This is a genomic window from Peribacillus sp. NPDC101481, from assembly GCF_044767165.1.
Lineage (GTDB): Bacteria > Bacillota > Bacilli > Bacillales > DSM-1321 > Peribacillus.
This window is the reverse complement of sequence record NZ_JBIWNJ010000006.1, coordinates 46,040-63,608: the sequence shown is the minus strand read 5'-3', so window position 1 is coordinate 63,608 and position 17,569 is coordinate 46,040. Positions and strand designations below refer to the sequence as shown.

The following is a 17,569-nucleotide window of genomic DNA, read 5'->3' as shown; positions in this document are numbered from 1 at the left end:
AAAAAGAGGGAATTCCATTTCTGAAATTCCCTCTTCTTTCTTATTTTAAGTCTTCAATCGAATCAATATCTACGTATTCAGGTACGACCAGACCAAGCTTTGTTCCTTTTAAGTTTGGTCCAAGGTCAACAATTTCATCTTTGTACTTATTATAGTATTCAAGATGTGTTCCCGGGAGCCATGCAGCCACCATGGCGTCCGCACTTCCGTTTGCTACGCCGGCAAACATCGGCCCCACTTCAACCTGACTTAATGTTACATCATAGCCATTCTGCTCCAGCACTTTGCTAATCACATTGGTACTGGCAATTTCAGTGTCCCAGGCAACATAAACCAGTTTGATCTTTTCACCATTTCCTGATTGTGCTCCTTGGGTCCATTTGGACACTTTGTCCTGATTTTTCTTTATCCAATCTTCTGCTGCTTCTGAAGGAGACATCCCATCAGCAACCTTGACCATTACATCTTCCATATCTTTTGTTTCCCAGTAGAATTGATCAAGAATTTTATAGGCACCTGGTGCATCCTGTTCAAGTCCTTTTCTGGCAATGGAATTGATGTTTTCAGCCTTGCCGAAGGATCCATTCGGATCTTCGAGATATTTCAAGTCATATGTCGAGAACATCCAATGTGGTGACCAGCCAGTAACGACGATTGGTTCTTCTTTATCAATCGCTTTTTTCAATTCTGCAACCATTGCTGCCGATGACCCTTCAACCACGTTCCAGTCATCCAGCTTATAATCATCAATAGCCGTTTTAGTCAACTTCATTATTCCTGCTCCAGGTTCAATTCCGATGATTTCATAATTGGCTTTGGCAGCAAGACTGTTTTGATCCCCGTCCACTGCTTTTTCTTTTGTAAAAGTACTGAATAGTGCAGTACCCACAACAAGTAAAGCCAAAATCGTAAAAATGATTTTCCTGCTTACGATATGCTCGTAAGCTGGTTTACGAAGGTTTTGCGTGATACGATCGAGTATGATTGCAATGATTACGATGGATAATCCTGCTTCAAATCCTTGCCCCACATTAATTTGGCTGACAGCCCGGTAGACATCCGCCCCAAGTCCTGGTGCTCCAACCAAAGAGGCTGTAACAACCATGGATAGTGCCAGCATGATGCTTTGGTTAACTCCTGCCATAATCGTTGGAGTAGCCAATGGTATTTGTACTTTGAATAACTTTTGGCTGCTGGTTGAACCAAATGCATCAGATGCCTCTATCAAATCATTAGGCACTTCCTGAATCCCAAGATTGGTCATTCGGATTGTTGGTGCGATTGCGAAAATGAATGACGCGATGATTCCAGGCACTACCCCTATTCCAAAGAATAAAATCGAAGGAATCAAATAAACGAAGGCAGGCATCGTTTGCATGAAATCCAAGATTGGGGTTACGATATTGCGCACGGTTTTATTTTGGGCACACCATATTCCGATCGGTATTCCGATCAATATGGTGAGGAATCCTGACAAAATAACGATTGCCAGTGTTTGGATGCTTGATTCCCAATAACCAAGATTATCAATCAATAGTAAGCTGATTAATGTAAATAATCCTAATGTCCATTTGCTTGTATAGGTAACCAGAAGGGTAAGGACGATGATTAAAATGATAGAAGGTCCTGCACTCATTACATCGACCAAGATATTCAATAAACCCTCAATCACATTTGTTATAAATGTAAATAATCCAGCAAATACAATGGTAATCCAATCCACTAAAGAATCGACCCATGCTCCTAGTGGGATTTTCGGCATATTCATTGAATTATTCACTCTCCATTTCATTCAAGGAATCTTTATTTCCGGCCAAAGCACCGATAACGGCACCGCGAAGAAGAATTCCTTTAATTCTGTTCTGATCATCGATCACTGAGATTGGCAAGCTTGAAGTCGCCATCACATCCATGAGGTTTCCAAGTAATTCATCCTCTTTTACAGTTGGGATATCGGTTGTCATCACTTCAGAAATCGATTGGTTATTACTCATTGCCTGACGTGCCTGTTCAGCAGTCACGGCCCCCAATAACTTCTGCTTCCTATCAACAACGAAAATGCTGGAATACCCTTGTTTGCGCATGATTTCCAAGGCAACCCTCGGGCCTCTGTCCACCGCAATCTTCTCTGGGCGTATCATCACATGAGAGGCTGTCAATACTTTTGATAGATCAACATCTTCCACAAACTTCTCGACGAATTCATTGGCTGGATTCATCATGATTTGTTCAGGGGTACCCAATTGAATTACACTTCCATCTTTCATAAGGGCAATTCTATCCCCGATCCTTAATGCTTCATCAAGATCATGGGTAATGAAAATGATCGTTTTTTTGTACTGATCTTGTATTTGTATCAGTTCATCCTGCATATCCTTACGAATCAATGGATCAAGGGCACTGAAGGCTTCATCCATCAGCAGGATATCCGTATCACTGGCGAGTGCCCGGGCTAACCCAACCCTTTGCTGCATACCGCCGCTAAGCTGTGATGGCATCTGATTTTCGTAGCCTTTCAATCCAACGGCCTCAAGAGCCTTCATCGCATTTTCATGACGTTTTGCCGGATCCACTTTTTGAATTTCGAGCCCGAATTCAGCGTTTTCCAATATCGTTTTATGCGGAAATAAAGCAAAGTTTTGAAAGACCATGCTTATTTTCTTTTGTCTGACTTCCCTTAACCGGGCAGCATTCATCTTCACGATATCTTCATCATCAATTAAGATTTCACCCAAAGTGGGATCGATCAAACGATTGAACATGCGGATCAAAGTGGATTTCCCGCTACCTGACAGGCCCATGATGACAAAAATCTCGCCGGGATAAATCTCGAAATTAACATTATTCACTCCGACCGTTTGTCCCGTTTCTTTCAAGATTTCTTTTTTCGTTTTGCCTTGCTTCAATAAGTCTGTTGCTGCTTTTGGAGATTTGCCAAAAATTTTCGAGACATTTCTGACTTCTACATACGGCTTCATCAAGTCACCTCATTCTAATAGTTGCCCATATGATATTCAGTTTTGCTGAATTCCCCCGTTTTATGCGAGTGATGATTATTTAATGCACAAGTACCTTGAAATAACCGAAAATCTACCCCATTACTTTTTCTTCAAAAAAAGCGGAAGTGACACTTATTCAGTGGCACAGGGCATAACGTGCATAGAAAAATAATCTATATTTATTATTCCCAAGAAGTACTTCTTTACTTGGATTATATTATGTGTGATAAATTGAGCATTTCAAGTAGGAAAAAAAGAGGTGCAATCACAACTGAGGAAACAAGCAGGCACAACATATACCAACTGTAATATAAACGATTCCACTTAGAGTTTTGTCCAGATGGACTTACGACTACCCTCTAATGTATTTCATTTCCTTAACCAGGTGGAATGGTACTTGCAGTGCAGTATAACACCAAAACGCATAGAAATATGATTATGGGATTCCCAATGTGTCTAATTGGAGCTAGCAGGGAAAAGAAGTGCAATACAACTGAGGAAACTAACAGGCACAGCATATACCAACTGAAATATAATGGTTTTTTATTTTAGGGTTTTGTTCAGTCCCAGCACACGGAATGAACCTGTATCCCTAAAGTACTTAATTACCTTAACAAAGAATGAATATAAATTCAAATGATGTGGGGCGGAATTGTTGTGTATATACGTTAAGATGGTACACCATATGAAAGTGGCATCATCCCTCTATAAACATTGACTTAGCAACGGTTTAAGCAATAACCGGGGCATCGAAACATTTTTTCAGACCCACGATTTATCATTTTTTTAAAATGGGAAATAATCTTACAATCGAATACTCTTCGAGGGCAAAACCAGAAGTACAAAAAAACGATATATGGCTACTTAGTTATAGATTGCTTTCTTTCAATTAATCCATTCATAGAGCTTCTTTGGCTGTACAAGTTTTCAATGTTGCAAAAGATATTAAAAAAAATACAGCCCATCACTAACATGTATTTTTACTAAACCGGTGTGATCAATCGCTACACCTCTATTGCCTAACTGTTCATTATCAAGATTTTATTTTCAATCATTTTTTGTGATTTTAAAATATTTTTTATGAGGTTGTACGGCAGATAACAACCGTATTCCCCCAAATGATATCCTAACATCCCTAGAGTTCTTGTTAAACAAAATCCTAATCTGCCCCTTTAGATTAAAAAAACTATTAATCTTTATCTTTTTACAATCTGATAAACCAATAAAATATTATCCACTGAAGAATGAGCCCATTCAATTATATTCGTATATGCATATTATGAGCTTACACCAACAATGGGAGTATTAGCTTCATTAGATGACGCTTTGCTATTTGGTAAATCGTCATTTCCAAGAATCGGAATAATGGTGAGCGATAAATAATGATTACACTCATACACTTCAAACAACCGTTCTGTTAAGCTAAGTAACCTTTATCCTCTTTATAGAAAGATAATAAGAAGTCTTAATGTTTGTATACTCGGTTTGTATACAAGCCTACGTAATTCCCGTCAATAAAATCGTAAGTTTCTGATTTTTCAAGTAAAAATGCATTCATACAGGAATAGATAATTTCTTAATGAAGCACCCACCAAATAAAATTTTTATTCTCTAGAATGATTTCTGATTGTATAAAACTTTTTAAGAAAAGCTAAAAATCACGCTCCATATTTTAAAGAATGGTGAGCGTAACTTGTAATACGGCGGTCTTACCACAGGAGGATTGATGAAGATGTATCCATTAAAAAGAGAAAAAATAGAATCGAACTCTTTTTTTGAAATAGACAAAAGCTTTACTCCCATCCCTTTTACTTGTAAATCATGTGGGGAAACCTATGATGAATCTCTTATGAAAATAGAATTGAATGTATGTCCGAAATGCCAATATCACTACCCCGTTACAGCTTATGACCGCATTTCAATGCTTACAGATAGTAGTTCTTTTTCGGAATTCAATAAAAGTTTAATTTCCGTTGACCCGTTGAACTTCCCTGAATATACAGATAAATTAATTTCTGATAAGAATAAGACTGCATTAAATGATGCGGTTATTACTGGGGAAGCTTCCATAGGTGGCTATCCGGTTGTGATTGGTGTCATGGATTCTCGTTTCCGTATGGGAAGCATGGGATCAGCAGTCGGTGAAAAAATCACAAGAGCCATTGAGAAGTCATTAAAAACACGAAAACCATTTATATTGTTTTCAGCAAGCGGCGGAGCTCGCATGCAAGAAGGAATTCTTAGTCTCATGCAGATGGCAAAAACAAGTGTTGCTTTAGAACAACTAAACTACGAAAAAATTCTTTTCGTATCCGTTTTAACCAATCCTACAACGGGTGGAGTTTCTGCTAGTTTCGCTTCATTAGGTGATATCAATATTGCCGAACCACAAGCTTTAATTGGCTTTGCAGGAAGACGCATAATTGAACAGACTATAAGAGAAGAACTTCCAGAGAATTTTCAGACCTCTGAATTTTTATTGGAACATGGGCAACTGGATATGGTTGTAAATAGGAATGAATTAAAACAATCATTAACAACCATTTTAAAAATCCATCATCTCAATTTCAGGGAGTGTTTTAAACGATGAATTTGCAAGAATTAAAACAACTGGAAAATCAAATTGCTGAACTGAAAGAGGTGTCTAAAAAGCATAATCTTGACCTTAACGAAGTATTAAAAAATCTTGAGCAAAAAGTCAATGAAATCAAAATTCATCTTAATGAAAATATGGGAGTTTGGGATAAAATCCAACTATCTAGAATTCAACAACGCCCAACTACTTTAGATTATATCCACCATATTTTTGAAGACTTTATTGAACTTCATGGTGACAGACTTTATGGGGAAGACCCTGCATTAGTTTCAGGAATAGCTACCTTCGAAGGAATGCCTATAACTGTTTTAGGAAATCAAAAAGGTCAAAATACAAAAGACAATATCTATCGCCGTTTTGGCATGTCGCAACCTGAAGGCTACAGAAAAGCCATAAGAATTATGCAACAAGCCAATAAGTTCAATCGCCCCATCGTAACATTTATTAACACGCCAGGGGCCTTCCCAGGACGTGAGGCTGAAGAACGTGGACAATCTCAAGCTATCGCCCACAATCTTCGTGAAATGGCTAGTTTTGGAGTACCAATCATCTGCTTTGTAGTTGGTGAAGGTGGGAGTGGTGGTGCGTTGGCTCTAGGGATTGGTAATCGAATCTACATGCTAGAAAACACATTTTATTCGGTTATTTCACCTGAAGGAGCAGCAGCAGTGTTATGGAAGGATGCCACACAAGCAAAACGAGCAGCTGAAGTATTGAAAATTACGGCTAAGGACTTGATGGAACTAGGGGTGATTGATGAGGTCATCAAAGAACCTGTTGGAGGAGCACATATTGACACCCCACTTCAATCGCAATTTATCAAAGAAACATTACGAAAGGCATTACAAGAACTTGGTCAATTAGATAAAGGCATTCTACGCCAACAGCGTTTTGATAAGTTTCGCAAAATTGGTGAGTATATGGAAGAAAGGAAATTTAATTAAGTAGATGAACCATTATTTTCCAACATGTTCATAGACCATTTCATATAGTCGATAGACTTAACAATACCTTCATATATCTTATAAGACAAAATATATTATCAATGTCTTTCCTCCCCAATTAACCTGAATTATTATATATCCTATTGTTACAATATTCATGGCCATGCCAAGTAACCCTCCAAACTCTTTTGGAAGGGCTTATCTCTGTTTTACAAAACTGTTAATTAATCTATATCAAGGTAAATTCCTTTCCTATTAAACAAAGCATAAATTCAATGAACCTCTCCAACTTTATCGAACGACTTCACGTTTTAATTCTTCTGAATATGTTTTAAATGTTTGTCCCTTTTCCTCCATAAAAAAATCCCCTCCAGGTAGATTATTAAGGACATCTTGTCACTCTACTTGTAGGGGGATAATGGGATAATACTTCTTAAAAAAGGAATATCCCTAAAATGAAATTGATATAGTGCGTATTGATTCAATCATCTCCAACTGTTACTTCGGATTAATCAACTGGAACCGATGATCATTTTTTCATCACTTCAAATTATTGTTCGTTTTGTTTCTTGGCGGTAAGAAACCTTGTCATTTAAAGGCTGCTAACGATCCTAACAAAGAAAGTTGTATTTTTAAATAATTAATCCATATAAATTATTAAAAGAAGGCTCATGTCTATTTTGCATTCCTATGTTCATCAAAATCAATTTTGCAATCCTTTAGCGGAACTACTTTTGTTTTCTTAATGAACTTATATCCAAGCCACATTACCAGAAAGAATGGAATGCCAAGATAGGCAGCGAACACACTGGCCCAGTTAATTTCATCTCCAATGAAGGCCTGATAGTTTTGCGCCGATAAAACGAAAAAGCAAAGGGCAAAGGAAAATATCGGCCCAAAAGGAAACCATTTTGACTTATAGGGAAGATCGTCCAGTGAATACCCTTGGGCAATATAGGCTTTTCTAAACCGATAATGGCTCGCCGCTATTCCCAGCCAAAATATAAATCCAGTGACCCCAACAGCATTCATAAGCCAAATATAAATAACTCCATCACCGAAAACGGAAGCAAAAAAGGCCAGCATCCCTACAAGTGAAGTGACTGCCAGTCCCCAAATGGGAACGCCGCGCTTGTTAAGCTTCCCAAAAATACGCGGTGCCAGCCCTTCTTTTGCCATTGAGTACAACATTCGGCTCGTCACGTAAAGACTCGAATTTCCAGCGGATAATACAGCTGTCAAAATGATGGCATTCATCACGGAAGCAGCGAATGCCAGTCCCACTTTTTCAAACACCATCGTAAATGGGCTAACCATGATCGTGTGTCCTTGCAGACTGCCATTCGTATAAGGAACGATCAGTCCAATAACAAGTATGGCCAGGATGTAAAAGAGGAAGATTCTCCAGAAAATGCTGCGAACTGCACGAGGTACATTTTTTGCCGGGTTTTCACTTTCGCCGGCTGCAACACCGACTATTTCTGTACCTTGAAAAGAAAATCCAGCAGCAATGAAAATACCCAATGTAGCCAAAAAACCACCGGCAAATGGAGCGTCACCAACTGTGAAGTTTTTAAAACCAATCGCCTCTCCATTCATGATTCCGAATATCATCAATATTCCTACTACTATAAAAATGATGATGGTTGCCACTTTAATGAGGGAAAACCAATATTCCCCTTCGCCATACCCTTTAACGGATACGTAATTCAATAAAAATATTAAAACTAAAAACAAAGAACTCCATAAAAAAGACGAGCTGTCAGGAAACCAAAATTTCATTACCATCGTTGCGGCAGATAGTTCCGCGGCAAGTGTCATCGCCCAAGTGAACCAATAGTTCCAACCAAGCGCAAACCCTAATGCCGGGTCGATGAAACGCGAAGCATAGGTGCTGAAAGCTCCGCTGACCGGCATGAATGATGCCAGTTCTCCGAGGCTTGTCATAATAAAATAAACCATTATACCAATTACGGCGTAAGCGACCAAAGCACCGCCAGGCCCTGCAGAGTGAATGGCCGGACCGCTTCCGAGAAACAGCCCTGTACCAATTGCACCGCCTAACGATATCATCGTAAGGTGGCGAGCTTTCAGCTTCCTTTGTAAAGTATTTGACGGCTGGTTTTTTTCATTTATGACAGGTGGTTGCAATTGCCGATTTTCCAAATTAGATTCCCCTCCAAAATGCATTTTTAATCTAGCACGAATAGGTAAAGCCAATCATTCCATCAATGGTCATTTCCTGCATTTATTACTATTTCAAGGTCATTTTCTCTAATGCTGAGACCTTTTTGGATTTCTGGGATCTATATAGCATTTACATAACGATGTTAGGCTTAAAACCCAAAGGGCTATAAGCCTAACGTTCATTCGGATATTCCGCACTTCATATTATGTTGTAGGTAAACTTCTATGAATAAATGAATTCCAATCGATTTGATGTAACCAGCTTGCCGTTGCTTCAATATCTTTAGAAAAGATACGATCTTGTGTAATGCTTGGAATGAGCTTTCTTGCTTCCGTATAAAACTCTTTTGTAAACGGAGCCATCTTTTCTGTTCCGCGGTATTCCACCGCCTGTAAGGCACAAATGAGCTCAATCGCCAAAACGCGGCGTACGTTCTGAATGATTTGATGTGCGTGTCGGGACCCAATCGTTCCCATGCTTACATGATCTTCCTGGTTCGCTGAAGATGGAATGGAATCAACACTTGCAGGATGGGCGAGTGTTTTATTCTCAGAAACTAGTGAAGCGGCACAATATTGCATGATCATCGCTCCCGACTGCAAGCCAGGTGACGGACTTAAGAATGGCGGTAAATCATTCAGCTGAGGATTGACGAGTCGCTCAATGCGGCGCTCTGAAATGTTCGCAAGCTCTGCAACAGCGATTTTCATGAAGTCCATCGCAAATGCAATCGGCTGGCCATGGAAGTTACCCCCTGAAATAACCTTTTCCCCATCGTCAAAAATAAGCGGATTATCCGTCGCTGCGTTCATTTCAATTTCCAGTTTTTCTTTTACATAATCAAGTGTTTGCCATGATGCCCCATGCACTTGCGGAATGCAGCGGAGCGAATAAGCATCCTGTACCCGCAGTTCCCCTTGCTTCGTGATGAGCTGGCTGCCGCTGATCATGCGACGAATCCGTTCCGCGACCTCTGTTTGCTGGCGGTAGCCTCGTGCTAGATGAACATCGGCATCAAAGGCATCTTCTATGCCGCGTAAACCTTCTAACGTCAGTGAAGCGATCGCTTCAGTTTGATGTGCCAGCTGTTCGGCTTCAATGTAATTGACGAGGCCCATCCCAGTCATGGCCTGTGTTCCATTTATTAATGCAAGACCTTCTTTTGCTTTAAGAGTCAGAGGAAGAATGCCTTCCTTCGATAAAGCTATGATGGCCTCCATTCGCTCTCCTTTATAAAACACTTCCCCTTCTCCCATCAATACTAGCGCCAAATGGGAAAGCGGCGCCAAGTCCCCGCTTGCTCCAAGAGATCCTTGCTGAGGGATGACCGGATGGATATTTGCATTCAAAAGATCGATCAAACGTTCAATGACGACAGGACGCACACCGGAAAACCCTTTTAATAGCGCATTGGCACGGAGAAGGACCATAGCTCTCGAAACGACCTCAGGAAACGGCTCCCCGACTCCGCAAGCATGGGAATGAATCAAATTCCACTGTAGCTGCTCTGCGTCCTCTGCATCAATCAATACATCGCTGAATTTTCCAAAACCTGTTGTGATGCCATAGATGACTTTCTTTTGCTTCACGATATTTTCAACCGCTTCCCGGCTCTTTTCAACTTTCTTGACACTCTCGGCAGAAGCCGTGACAAATGCCTCCCCATATAACACTTTTTTCGCTTCTTCAATCGTTAAAGTTTGGCCCGTTAACATAATCATTTCCTGCACCCCTATTCTTTTTTTAAACAAACAAAAGGAGGCCGTATTGACAGACTTATCCAGTCTTTCAATACAGCCCCCTATTTCACTAAATAACTATAGGCTTTTAATTATTTAAATGTGGTTAATTCCCAAGCCAACGGCTTCATGTTCAAATCCCCGAACCGGTGCTCCAATCGTTCCATACACGGCGACAGCAATCCATTCACCTTCGTCCCCGTTTTTAAACGGCCTGCCCCGAACGATGGCAAACCGAAGGCCCGCAGTCCTCAAAAGACCGCCAAGCTCAACTTGGCCGCGTGTCACTCCTTGGAGTGCTTCGATGATCGCATGATACAGCGCATGCATTTCACGATACATATCGGGATTGACTAATCCAAGTCTTTTCGCTGATGTCTCAATGGCCGCAACTATTTTCTGCAGCTCCATTGAACCGACTTTACCTTTTCCATAAAGCCAATCCATCCGCTTAAGGTCATTCGTCAATATGACTTCTTCTTCTTCGTTCGCAAACGCGTACATGATTGCATGGCGCCCGATTCTTCTGTCGAATTCCTTTGTCATGCAGGTACCTCTTTTACAATTTTCTAAATACACTAATAACTAAATATTATTGTAAGCGGATACAAGCCGTTCGGTCAATATATTTTTTAAAATAGTTCTTTTAGGGGATGATTCATCACTCCCGAGAGCCGCTTTCTGTTCGTACAGTTCTCATCAAAATTCTTTGAAAACTGCAAAAAAACCCATCCTCATAAACGTCCTGAAAACGGGCTTTTTTTCTGCAACTTTTCTGTACTTCTTCATATTTATTAAATGTTTTTCACGAGTAAATAGATAAAATACGGCGCTCCTAAAATTGAAACGATAATCCCCACTGGCAATTCCATCGGGGCCAGCGACAATTAAACATGCCGATCGCATCATCGTTGTACAAAATGGGGAAATCATCGAACAAGGTGCCCATGATAATTTGCTCCATCAAGACGGAGCATATAAAAATCTGATCCTTGCCCAAACTGTATAGAATAGAGCTTGGCTAAAAGAAATCCATAAACGAGAAAAAAGGCCTCCCAACATTATTGGGAGGCCTTAAACTTTATGGGAAATATACATTCATTCATTCGTTTTCAATGCTTCATAAATTGCAGTTACAACACATCCATAGCTTCCTGTTGTGAAGAGGTCGCCAAAAAACTGATTGGAATTGGCTACAGGGTTAACGAGCGGAGAGTGCTTTTTATTTGTTAGTAACACAATCCCTAAATCCATTTCCGGATCAATGATCGTGACCGTCCCAGTCCATCCAGTATGACCGTAGGCACTGTCGCTCGCATAAGGGCTGAACATCCATTCCATGCTAGCATCGCCATTTCGTCTCCACCCAAGCCCATATGTAGGATTCATCTCGGAAGGTGCGACGAATTCATCGATGGTTTCTTGATCAAACAACATATGTTTACCGTATCCCCCGCCATTCAGCATCACCTGCAGAAGGACTGCCATATCTTCCGTATTGGAGAAAAGACCGGCATGCCCTGAAACGCCTCCCATTGAATAAAATGCTTTTTCATCATGTACTTCCCCTTGAAGTGTGTATGTGCGAATGTTAGGGAAGTCTATCACGCCATCACGGGTGTTGCCAAGCAATTCAGTTGCGGCAAAATCCTTTGGCTTAAAGCCCTTTTGAAGAGGATTGAACTTAGTATTTTTCAACCCAAGCGGCTTGTACAATTCATGTTCAACATACGCATCAAGCTGCTTACCCGTTATTTCTTCAACAATGGCACCAAGCAGCATATAATCGACATCACTGTAGACATTCTGTGTTCCAGGTACATATGTGAGCGGTGTTTTTGAGATGAACTCGATGGTTTTATCCCGCTCCTGGGAATAAAGTTCTTTAGAAACCTTTGGATTATGGTATTGCGGATCGGGTCTGAACCCTGCTGTATGATGAAGAACATCAATAATCCTCAGATTGTCCTTTCCTTTGATTACATCCTTCTCCGTGTCTTTGAATTCAGGAATGTACTGCTGGACTCTTGCCTGGATATTTAGCTTGCCTTCGCTGACTAATTTTTGAATGGCAAAATTGGTTGCATACATCTTCGTGTTTGAAGCAAGGTCAAACAACGTGTCATTTTCCATCTTCTGAAACTTCTTAAGAGGCGTATGTTCATTAAACTTCTGTTTGTACCCGTAGCTTTCATTTTTAACGATTTTTCCGTCCTTTATGACAATCAGGGCAGCACCGGGGAAACCGGCTGCCACTTCCATTTCAATAAGCTGATCCACTTTTTCCAGCTTTTCAGACGAAAAGCCCGCTTCTTCCGGTTTTTTTGCTTTCTCTAATATTGGATACTGGCTTGCAGTCTCCTTACTCACAGCGGCTTCATGATTTGGATTTTCATTAGCAAAAGACACGGATGGTGCTAGTAAGGAAAGTGCCAGAATTGAACTAATTGTGCAGCTTGTCCATATATTCATCATTTTCCACCCCTTTGAAATCACTTTAGAAAATAAAGAGCAACTTTAGCGAAAGATAATAATCTCATCCATTCCGTTCTTTTTTCACCAGGATTCACAATCCGATAAAGTGTTAATCGTGTATGTTCCGGGTTGCGATTGGGGTATCTTATTCTCAAGTTGATAAATGCGACATTTCCCAAAATCAGTTAATATTTACAAATAATTCTCAATTTTCAGTATATGTTATTTCGAGCATCATTTCAATTTGATATTGATATTTTTAAAATTATATTTCAAATCGTGAGCATAAGTCATCCACAGTTCAAAGAAGAAAAACCAATGTTTATTAAAGCTCACTATTATCAATGAGTCATTTGGATAAATCGCTGATATCCATTTCGCCTCTACTTTGCGAAGTATAAATTAATGGCAAATACGGCTAATGGCTTTTTAACTTCATTGCATAAGAAACATAGAAGATATTAATACTATTTGAGAAATAAAGGAATTCCAGCTGCTATCTGAGACAAGTTTAGGGTGATGAAAATGTGGAAAACGATTGTTTCCTACCTTCCAGAATGGCAGGTTTTTATACAGGCTTTCATTGTGTTTGTTATTCCGTATCTAATCAGCAAATTGTTTAATTTGCTTCGCACCTCAAAGGATGAGTGATGATGATGAAAGAGTGGATATCAAAGATTGGTAAAAAAGGAAAGGGTAACGAAAAAGACAAACAAGAAGCATATACCTCCCAAGATTCAACACATCAGTTTACAGATAATCTTAATTTTAATCTTGAATGTGTTAAGCAAGAAATTGGCCATAATTGGGATGTCCATTTTCGGGAATTTAATTTAGGGCGTACCGGTATACGGTCAATCATCATTTTTGTGGATGGAATATCGGACAAAGATCTCATTGATAAGCATATTATGCCATCATTGATGGTTGATTTTTCAGCAGAATATAAACAGAACCTTCCCTACCTCAAAGGAAGCATTTCAAAAGAATTCATAAAAAACGAAGTGTTATCCATTAGTGAAATAGAAGCTGTCCGTTCCATTAAAGAATTAGCATCTAAAGTACTAACAGGTTCTACTGCTCTTTTAATTGATGGATCATTGGATGCGCTGATCCTTGGAACTACAAAACTTAAAACAAGGACGATCGAAGAACCGGTATCAGAGGCATTAGTCAGAGGCCCACGGGTCGGTTTCACTGAATCATTGAGTGATAATACATCTTTGTTAAGGGGTAGTGGTGAAATTGAGAATTTATCGTTAGTAAAATTCCAAGTAGGAAAGCGTTCAAAAAAAGACTTAGTTGTCGCTTACATAAAAGATATTGTTGATCCCGAATTAGTTCAAGAGGTGGAAAGCCGAATTAAGAAAATCGATATTGATAATGTTCCTGAATCAGGTTATGTAGAGCAACTTATCGAAGATAATTACCTTAGTCCTTTTCCGCAGGTACAGAATACAGAGCGTCCGGATCGCGTGATCGCTGCTTTAATGGAAGGTCGAGTGGCCATCTTATTAGATGGGACGCCCTTCGCTTTGATCGTTCCAGTAACATTAAGCATGATGTTACAATCACCGGAAGACTATTATGAAAGGTGGATTCCTGGTACATTCATCCGTATGCTTCGTTACCTCGCAGCTATTCTGGCTCTTTTCACACCGTCTTTGTATATAGCTTTCATCTCATTTCATTCAGGGATGATTCCGACCAAACTGGCCATCTCCATTATAGGAACCAGGTCCGGGGTTCCGTTTCCAGCACTTATCGAAGCATTATTCATGGAAATAGCCATCGAAATTTTGAGGGAAGCAGGACTGCGATTACCTAAGCCAATCGGTCCCGCAATGGGAATTGTCGGAGGTTTAATCATTGGGGAAGCTGCTGTACAAGCAGGGATCGTTAGCCCTGTTTTGGTGATTGTAGTAGCTTTAACTGCTATTTCATCATTTTCCATTCCGCACTATAGTATCGGGATTACATTACGGATGCTTCGTTTTCCCGCAATGCTATGTGCTGCCACATTTGGATTATACGGGGTCATTCTCTTTTTTCTTTTAATGGCCAGCCATTTAGTTAAATTAAAAAGCTTTGGTGTGCCCTATTTGAGTCCAGCCGTTCCTTATCGCTTAAGTGAGTGGAAAGACCTGATGGTTCGCATGCCACTTATGATGATGAAACGCCGTCCAAAGATGATGCATACAAAAAATCCCATACGCAAAGGATAACCTATCGGTGAAAGGGTGGTTAAAGAATGATTCTCAGTCCGAAAGACCAAATTACAACTCCTCAAACAGCTGTCATTGTCATCAACTTTGTACTCGGCACAGGATTACTCACCCTACCCAGATCAGCTACCGAGAAGGTGCATACACCAGATGTATGGATAAGCGTTATTTTAGGCGGGATTATCGCGATAATCGCGGGGGTGATCATGGTCAAATTAAGCCAACAGTTTCCCGAAAAAACCGTTTATCAATACATCAATGAAATTGTAGGAAAATGGTTGGGGAGTTTACTTAGTTTAGTTATAATACTTTATTTTCTTATGACTTCCGGATATCAGCTCCGTGCAATGGCTGAGGTAGTAAGGTATTTACTTCTTGAAGGTACGCCTACATGGGCAATTACCATGATTTTCATGTGGGTAAGTCTTTATCTCATCATCGGCGGAGTTAACCCCCTCGCCCGTCTTTTTGAGATTATATTACCTTTGGCAGTTATCCTTTTTTTGGTTGTTACCTTTATGAGCTTCAAAATATTTGAGATCGATAATCTGCGTCCTGTATTAGGAGACGGAGTCATCCCTGTACTAAAAGGAGTAAAAACAACGGCTCTCGCTTTTTCAGGGCCTGAAATCATGTTACTGCTTGTTCCGTTTATGAATCAGCCAAAAAAAGCAGTAAAAGCCCTGCTTGTTGGAGTTTCCATTCCATTGATTTTTTATGTGATAACGGTCGTAATGGTTATCGGGGCATTATCTGTTGATGGAGTGGTCCTGAGAACATGGCCGACACTGGATCTTATACGGAGTTTTGAAATCTCCGGTTTAATCTTTGAACGGTTTGAATCTTTATTGCTCGGGGTTTGGATCATGCAAATATTTGCTACATTTACCATCTCATACTTTGCAGCTGCTTTAGGGCTGGCTCAACTTACGAAAAAGAGCATTCACCCATTTATGTATGGCTTGCTTCCGATTCTATACATCATTGCCATGATTCCGAAAAATATGAATGACCTATTTAAACAAGGGGATTTCGTCGGCCATATGGCATTATTTTTATTTGGTTTACTCCCGCTTCTCCTGCTTATTATCTCAAAAATAAAGGGAGGAAAATATGAAACAATCACATAACAATACGCGCCCCCTCTACATTTCCCTCTCTGTTCTTTTGTTCTTATCCCTTACAGGATGTTGGAGCAGTCATGAAATTGAAGAGCAAAGTTTAGGTATAGGTTTGGCATTCGATAAGGCCAAGCAGTCCACTATCGAGAAAAAGTTAAACGAACAAGGGGGGGGTTATTCAAAAAGGAACCTGATTACTGCAACCTATCAATTTATCACTCCACAGGTAGCGAGTTCGACAACGAAACAATCCGGACCACAACAAAAATCTTATATTAACGTTTCTGAAACTGGAGATTCCCTCCATCAAATGGTTCGTGAATTATCATTGAGAAGTGAACAACCCGTAACCGCTCACCATATGAAAGTGGTTGTTATCGGCGAAGATCTTGCAAAATCGTATAGGTTGGAACAATTACTTGATCAAAACTTTCGAGAAAGTGAGATTAGACCAAGCTGTCTTTTGCTCATAAGTAAAGGAAGAGCAAGCAAAACACTGGAAACAAAGAAGGCAGGAGAAATTCCAGCGTTCCGTCTGGCTGGCATTGTAGAAAATGCATATCGAACAACGAGGATTTTGCCCCCCATGTCACATATTAAAGTAGAAAGCAAGATCAAATCAGAGTCTAGTTTTCTGATGCAAAAAGTTCTATCAGCAGATGGGCAAGTCAAATTTGCCGGAGCTGCCGTAATCAATGGAAAGACGCACAAAATGACTGGTACTTTAAATGAAGAGGAACTGGAGGGCGTAACATGGATAACAGGTAAGGGAAAAGGCGGTGTAGTGAAAAGCTTTGATAAAGAAACCGGTGAGCCGATTGTATATGAAATAGAGACCATGAAAAGCAGTATCATACCACGTGTTAAAGGAGACAGCATCTCTTTTGATGTAAACATTGAATCAGTGGGTAGACTGTCTGAAAATTGGGTGGTTTCGGGAAATTCTTTTAAAAATGAATTTCTCAAAAAAGCAGAAAAATCATCTGAAAAAGAAGTGAAACGCTTGGTGGGTAATGTATTAGAAAAAATGCAAAAAGAATACCAAGTGGACGTTGCTGGCTTCGGAAATAGATTGAGAATTGAGCACCCCAAAGTATGGAATAAGGTCAAAAAGGATTGGGACCAAACTTTTAGTGAAGCTCCGATCAACTACGATGTAAAATTAACTCTTAATGATTATGGAACAACAGGAGGATCAAAGAAGTGAATCCTCTGAGCTTCTAGCATTAAATGTTGGAAATGAAACTATTTATACATATACGATGAGCATGAAAAGGCCTCC

At 40.0% G+C, this 17,569-nt stretch carries 12 protein-coding genes; 5 read left to right on the top strand and 7 right to left on the bottom strand.

Going from position 1 to position 17,569, the window contains the following annotated elements:
* Positions 1 to 40: 40 nt before the first annotated feature.
* Both ACIROD_RS24570 and ACIROD_RS24565 read right to left on the bottom strand, forming a co-directional pair.
* Positions 41 to 1,768, bottom strand: a complete 1,728-nt coding sequence (locus ACIROD_RS24570; RefSeq protein ID WP_402945210.1) for a glycine betaine ABC transporter substrate-binding protein — start codon at positions 1,766 to 1,768, stop codon at positions 41 to 43.
* 4 nt (positions 1,769 to 1,772) lie between these two features.
* A complete protein-coding gene (locus ACIROD_RS24565) occupies positions 1,773 to 2,978 on the bottom strand; it encodes a quaternary amine ABC transporter ATP-binding protein (protein ID WP_101225643.1) in 1,206 nt (401 codons plus the stop codon).
* Positions 2,979 to 4,731: 1,753 nt separating this feature from the next.
* Here ACIROD_RS24565 and accD point away from each other — a divergent pair.
* Positions 4,732 to 5,589, top strand: a complete 858-nt coding sequence (gene accD, locus ACIROD_RS24560) for an acetyl-CoA carboxylase, carboxyltransferase subunit beta (RefSeq protein WP_230178649.1) — start codon at positions 4,732 to 4,734, stop codon at positions 5,587 to 5,589.
* Entirely contained in the window at positions 5,586 to 6,539 is a 954-nt protein-coding gene (locus ACIROD_RS24555) for an acetyl-CoA carboxylase carboxyltransferase subunit alpha (RefSeq protein ID WP_402945207.1), read from the top strand. Before accD ends, ACIROD_RS24555 begins: the two co-directional genes overlap by 4 nt.
* Positions 6,540 to 7,214: 675 nt before the next feature.
* Here ACIROD_RS24555 and ACIROD_RS24550 read toward each other — a convergent pair.
* The 5 genes from ACIROD_RS24550 to pbp4b all read right to left on the bottom strand — a co-directional run bounded on the left by ACIROD_RS24550 (position 7,215) and on the right by pbp4b (position 12,938).
* On the bottom strand, positions 7,215 to 8,612 hold the full coding sequence (locus ACIROD_RS24550; RefSeq protein WP_402945257.1) for an amino acid permease: 1,398 nt from the start codon (positions 8,610 to 8,612) through the stop codon (positions 7,215 to 7,217).
* Positions 8,613 to 8,930: 318 nt separating this feature from the next.
* Positions 8,931 to 10,448 carry a histidine ammonia-lyase gene (hutH, locus tag ACIROD_RS24545; protein ID WP_402945204.1) on the bottom strand — a complete coding sequence of 506 codons (1,518 nt, stop codon included), beginning with the start codon at positions 10,446 to 10,448 and terminating at the stop codon, positions 8,931 to 8,933.
* A 114-nt stretch (positions 10,449 to 10,562) separates the two neighbouring features.
* The gene (gene hutP, locus ACIROD_RS24540) at positions 10,563 to 11,012 is read right to left on the bottom strand and encodes a histidine utilization transcription antiterminator HutP (RefSeq protein WP_095392619.1); all 450 of its coding nucleotides are present in this window, start codon (positions 11,010 to 11,012) and stop codon (positions 10,563 to 10,565) included.
* A 248-nt stretch (positions 11,013 to 11,260) separates the two neighbouring features.
* Positions 11,261 to 11,338, bottom strand: a complete 78-nt coding sequence (locus ACIROD_RS24535; RefSeq protein WP_397316008.1) for an iron chelate uptake ABC transporter family permease subunit — start codon at positions 11,336 to 11,338, stop codon at positions 11,261 to 11,263.
* A gap of 226 nt (positions 11,339 to 11,564) precedes the next feature.
* Positions 11,565 to 12,938 carry a penicillin binding protein PBP4B gene (pbp4b, locus tag ACIROD_RS24530; protein WP_402945254.1) on the bottom strand — a complete coding sequence of 458 codons (1,374 nt, stop codon included), beginning with the start codon at positions 12,936 to 12,938 and terminating at the stop codon, positions 11,565 to 11,567.
* A gap of 653 nt (positions 12,939 to 13,591) precedes the next feature.
* On the opposite strand from pbp4b, the gene ACIROD_RS24525 reads away from it, so the two are divergent.
* Genes ACIROD_RS24525 through ACIROD_RS24515 form a run of 3 tightly spaced genes read left to right on the top strand, consistent with a single transcriptional unit; the run spans position 13,592 to position 17,494 of the window.
* Complete coding sequence (locus tag ACIROD_RS24525) at positions 13,592 to 15,166, top strand: spore germination protein (protein ID WP_402945200.1); 1,575 nt, start codon at positions 13,592 to 13,594, stop codon at positions 15,164 to 15,166.
* Between the two features lie 26 nt (positions 15,167 to 15,192).
* Positions 15,193 to 16,296 carry a spore germination protein gene (locus ACIROD_RS24520; RefSeq protein WP_402945196.1) on the top strand — a complete coding sequence of 368 codons (1,104 nt, stop codon included), beginning with the start codon at positions 15,193 to 15,195 and terminating at the stop codon, positions 16,294 to 16,296.
* On the top strand, positions 16,280 to 17,494 hold the full coding sequence (locus tag ACIROD_RS24515) for a Ger(x)C family spore germination protein (RefSeq protein ID WP_402945193.1): 1,215 nt from the start codon (positions 16,280 to 16,282) through the stop codon (positions 17,492 to 17,494). Before ACIROD_RS24520 ends, ACIROD_RS24515 begins: the two co-directional genes overlap by 17 nt.
* Positions 17,495 to 17,569 lie beyond the last annotated feature (75 nt).

Coding starts and splice junctions, on each gene's coding strand:
- ACIROD_RS24570 (WP_402945210.1), bottom strand. CDS start 1,768: ATGAATATGCCGAAAATCCCACTAGGAGCATGGGTCGATTCTTTAGTG.
- ACIROD_RS24565 (WP_101225643.1), bottom strand. CDS start 2,978: ATGAAGCCGTATGTAGAAGTCAGAAATGTCTCGAAAATTTTTGGCAAA.
- accD (WP_230178649.1), top strand. CDS start 4,732: ATGTATCCATTAAAAAGAGAAAAAATAGAATCGAACTCTTTTTTTGAA.
- ACIROD_RS24555 (WP_402945207.1), top strand. CDS start 5,586: ATGAATTTGCAAGAATTAAAACAACTGGAAAATCAAATTGCTGAACTG.
- ACIROD_RS24550 (WP_402945257.1), bottom strand. CDS start 8,612: ATGATATCGTTAGGCGGTGCAATTGGTACAGGGCTGTTTCTCGGAAGC.
- hutH (WP_402945204.1), bottom strand. CDS start 10,448: ATGATTATGTTAACGGGCCAAACTTTAACGATTGAAGAAGCGAAAAAA.
- hutP (WP_095392619.1), bottom strand. CDS start 11,012: ATGACAAAGGAATTCGACAGAAGAATCGGGCGCCATGCAATCATGTAC.
- ACIROD_RS24535 (WP_397316008.1), bottom strand. CDS start 11,338: ATGGAATTGCCAGTGGGGATTATCGTTTCAATTTTAGGAGCGCCGTAT.
- pbp4b (WP_402945254.1), bottom strand. CDS start 12,938: ATGAATATATGGACAAGCTGCACAATTAGTTCAATTCTGGCACTTTCC.
- ACIROD_RS24525 (WP_402945200.1), top strand. CDS start 13,592: ATGATGATGAAAGAGTGGATATCAAAGATTGGTAAAAAAGGAAAGGGT.
- ACIROD_RS24520 (WP_402945196.1), top strand. CDS start 15,193: ATGATTCTCAGTCCGAAAGACCAAATTACAACTCCTCAAACAGCTGTC.
- ACIROD_RS24515 (WP_402945193.1), top strand. CDS start 16,280: ATGAAACAATCACATAACAATACGCGCCCCCTCTACATTTCCCTCTCT.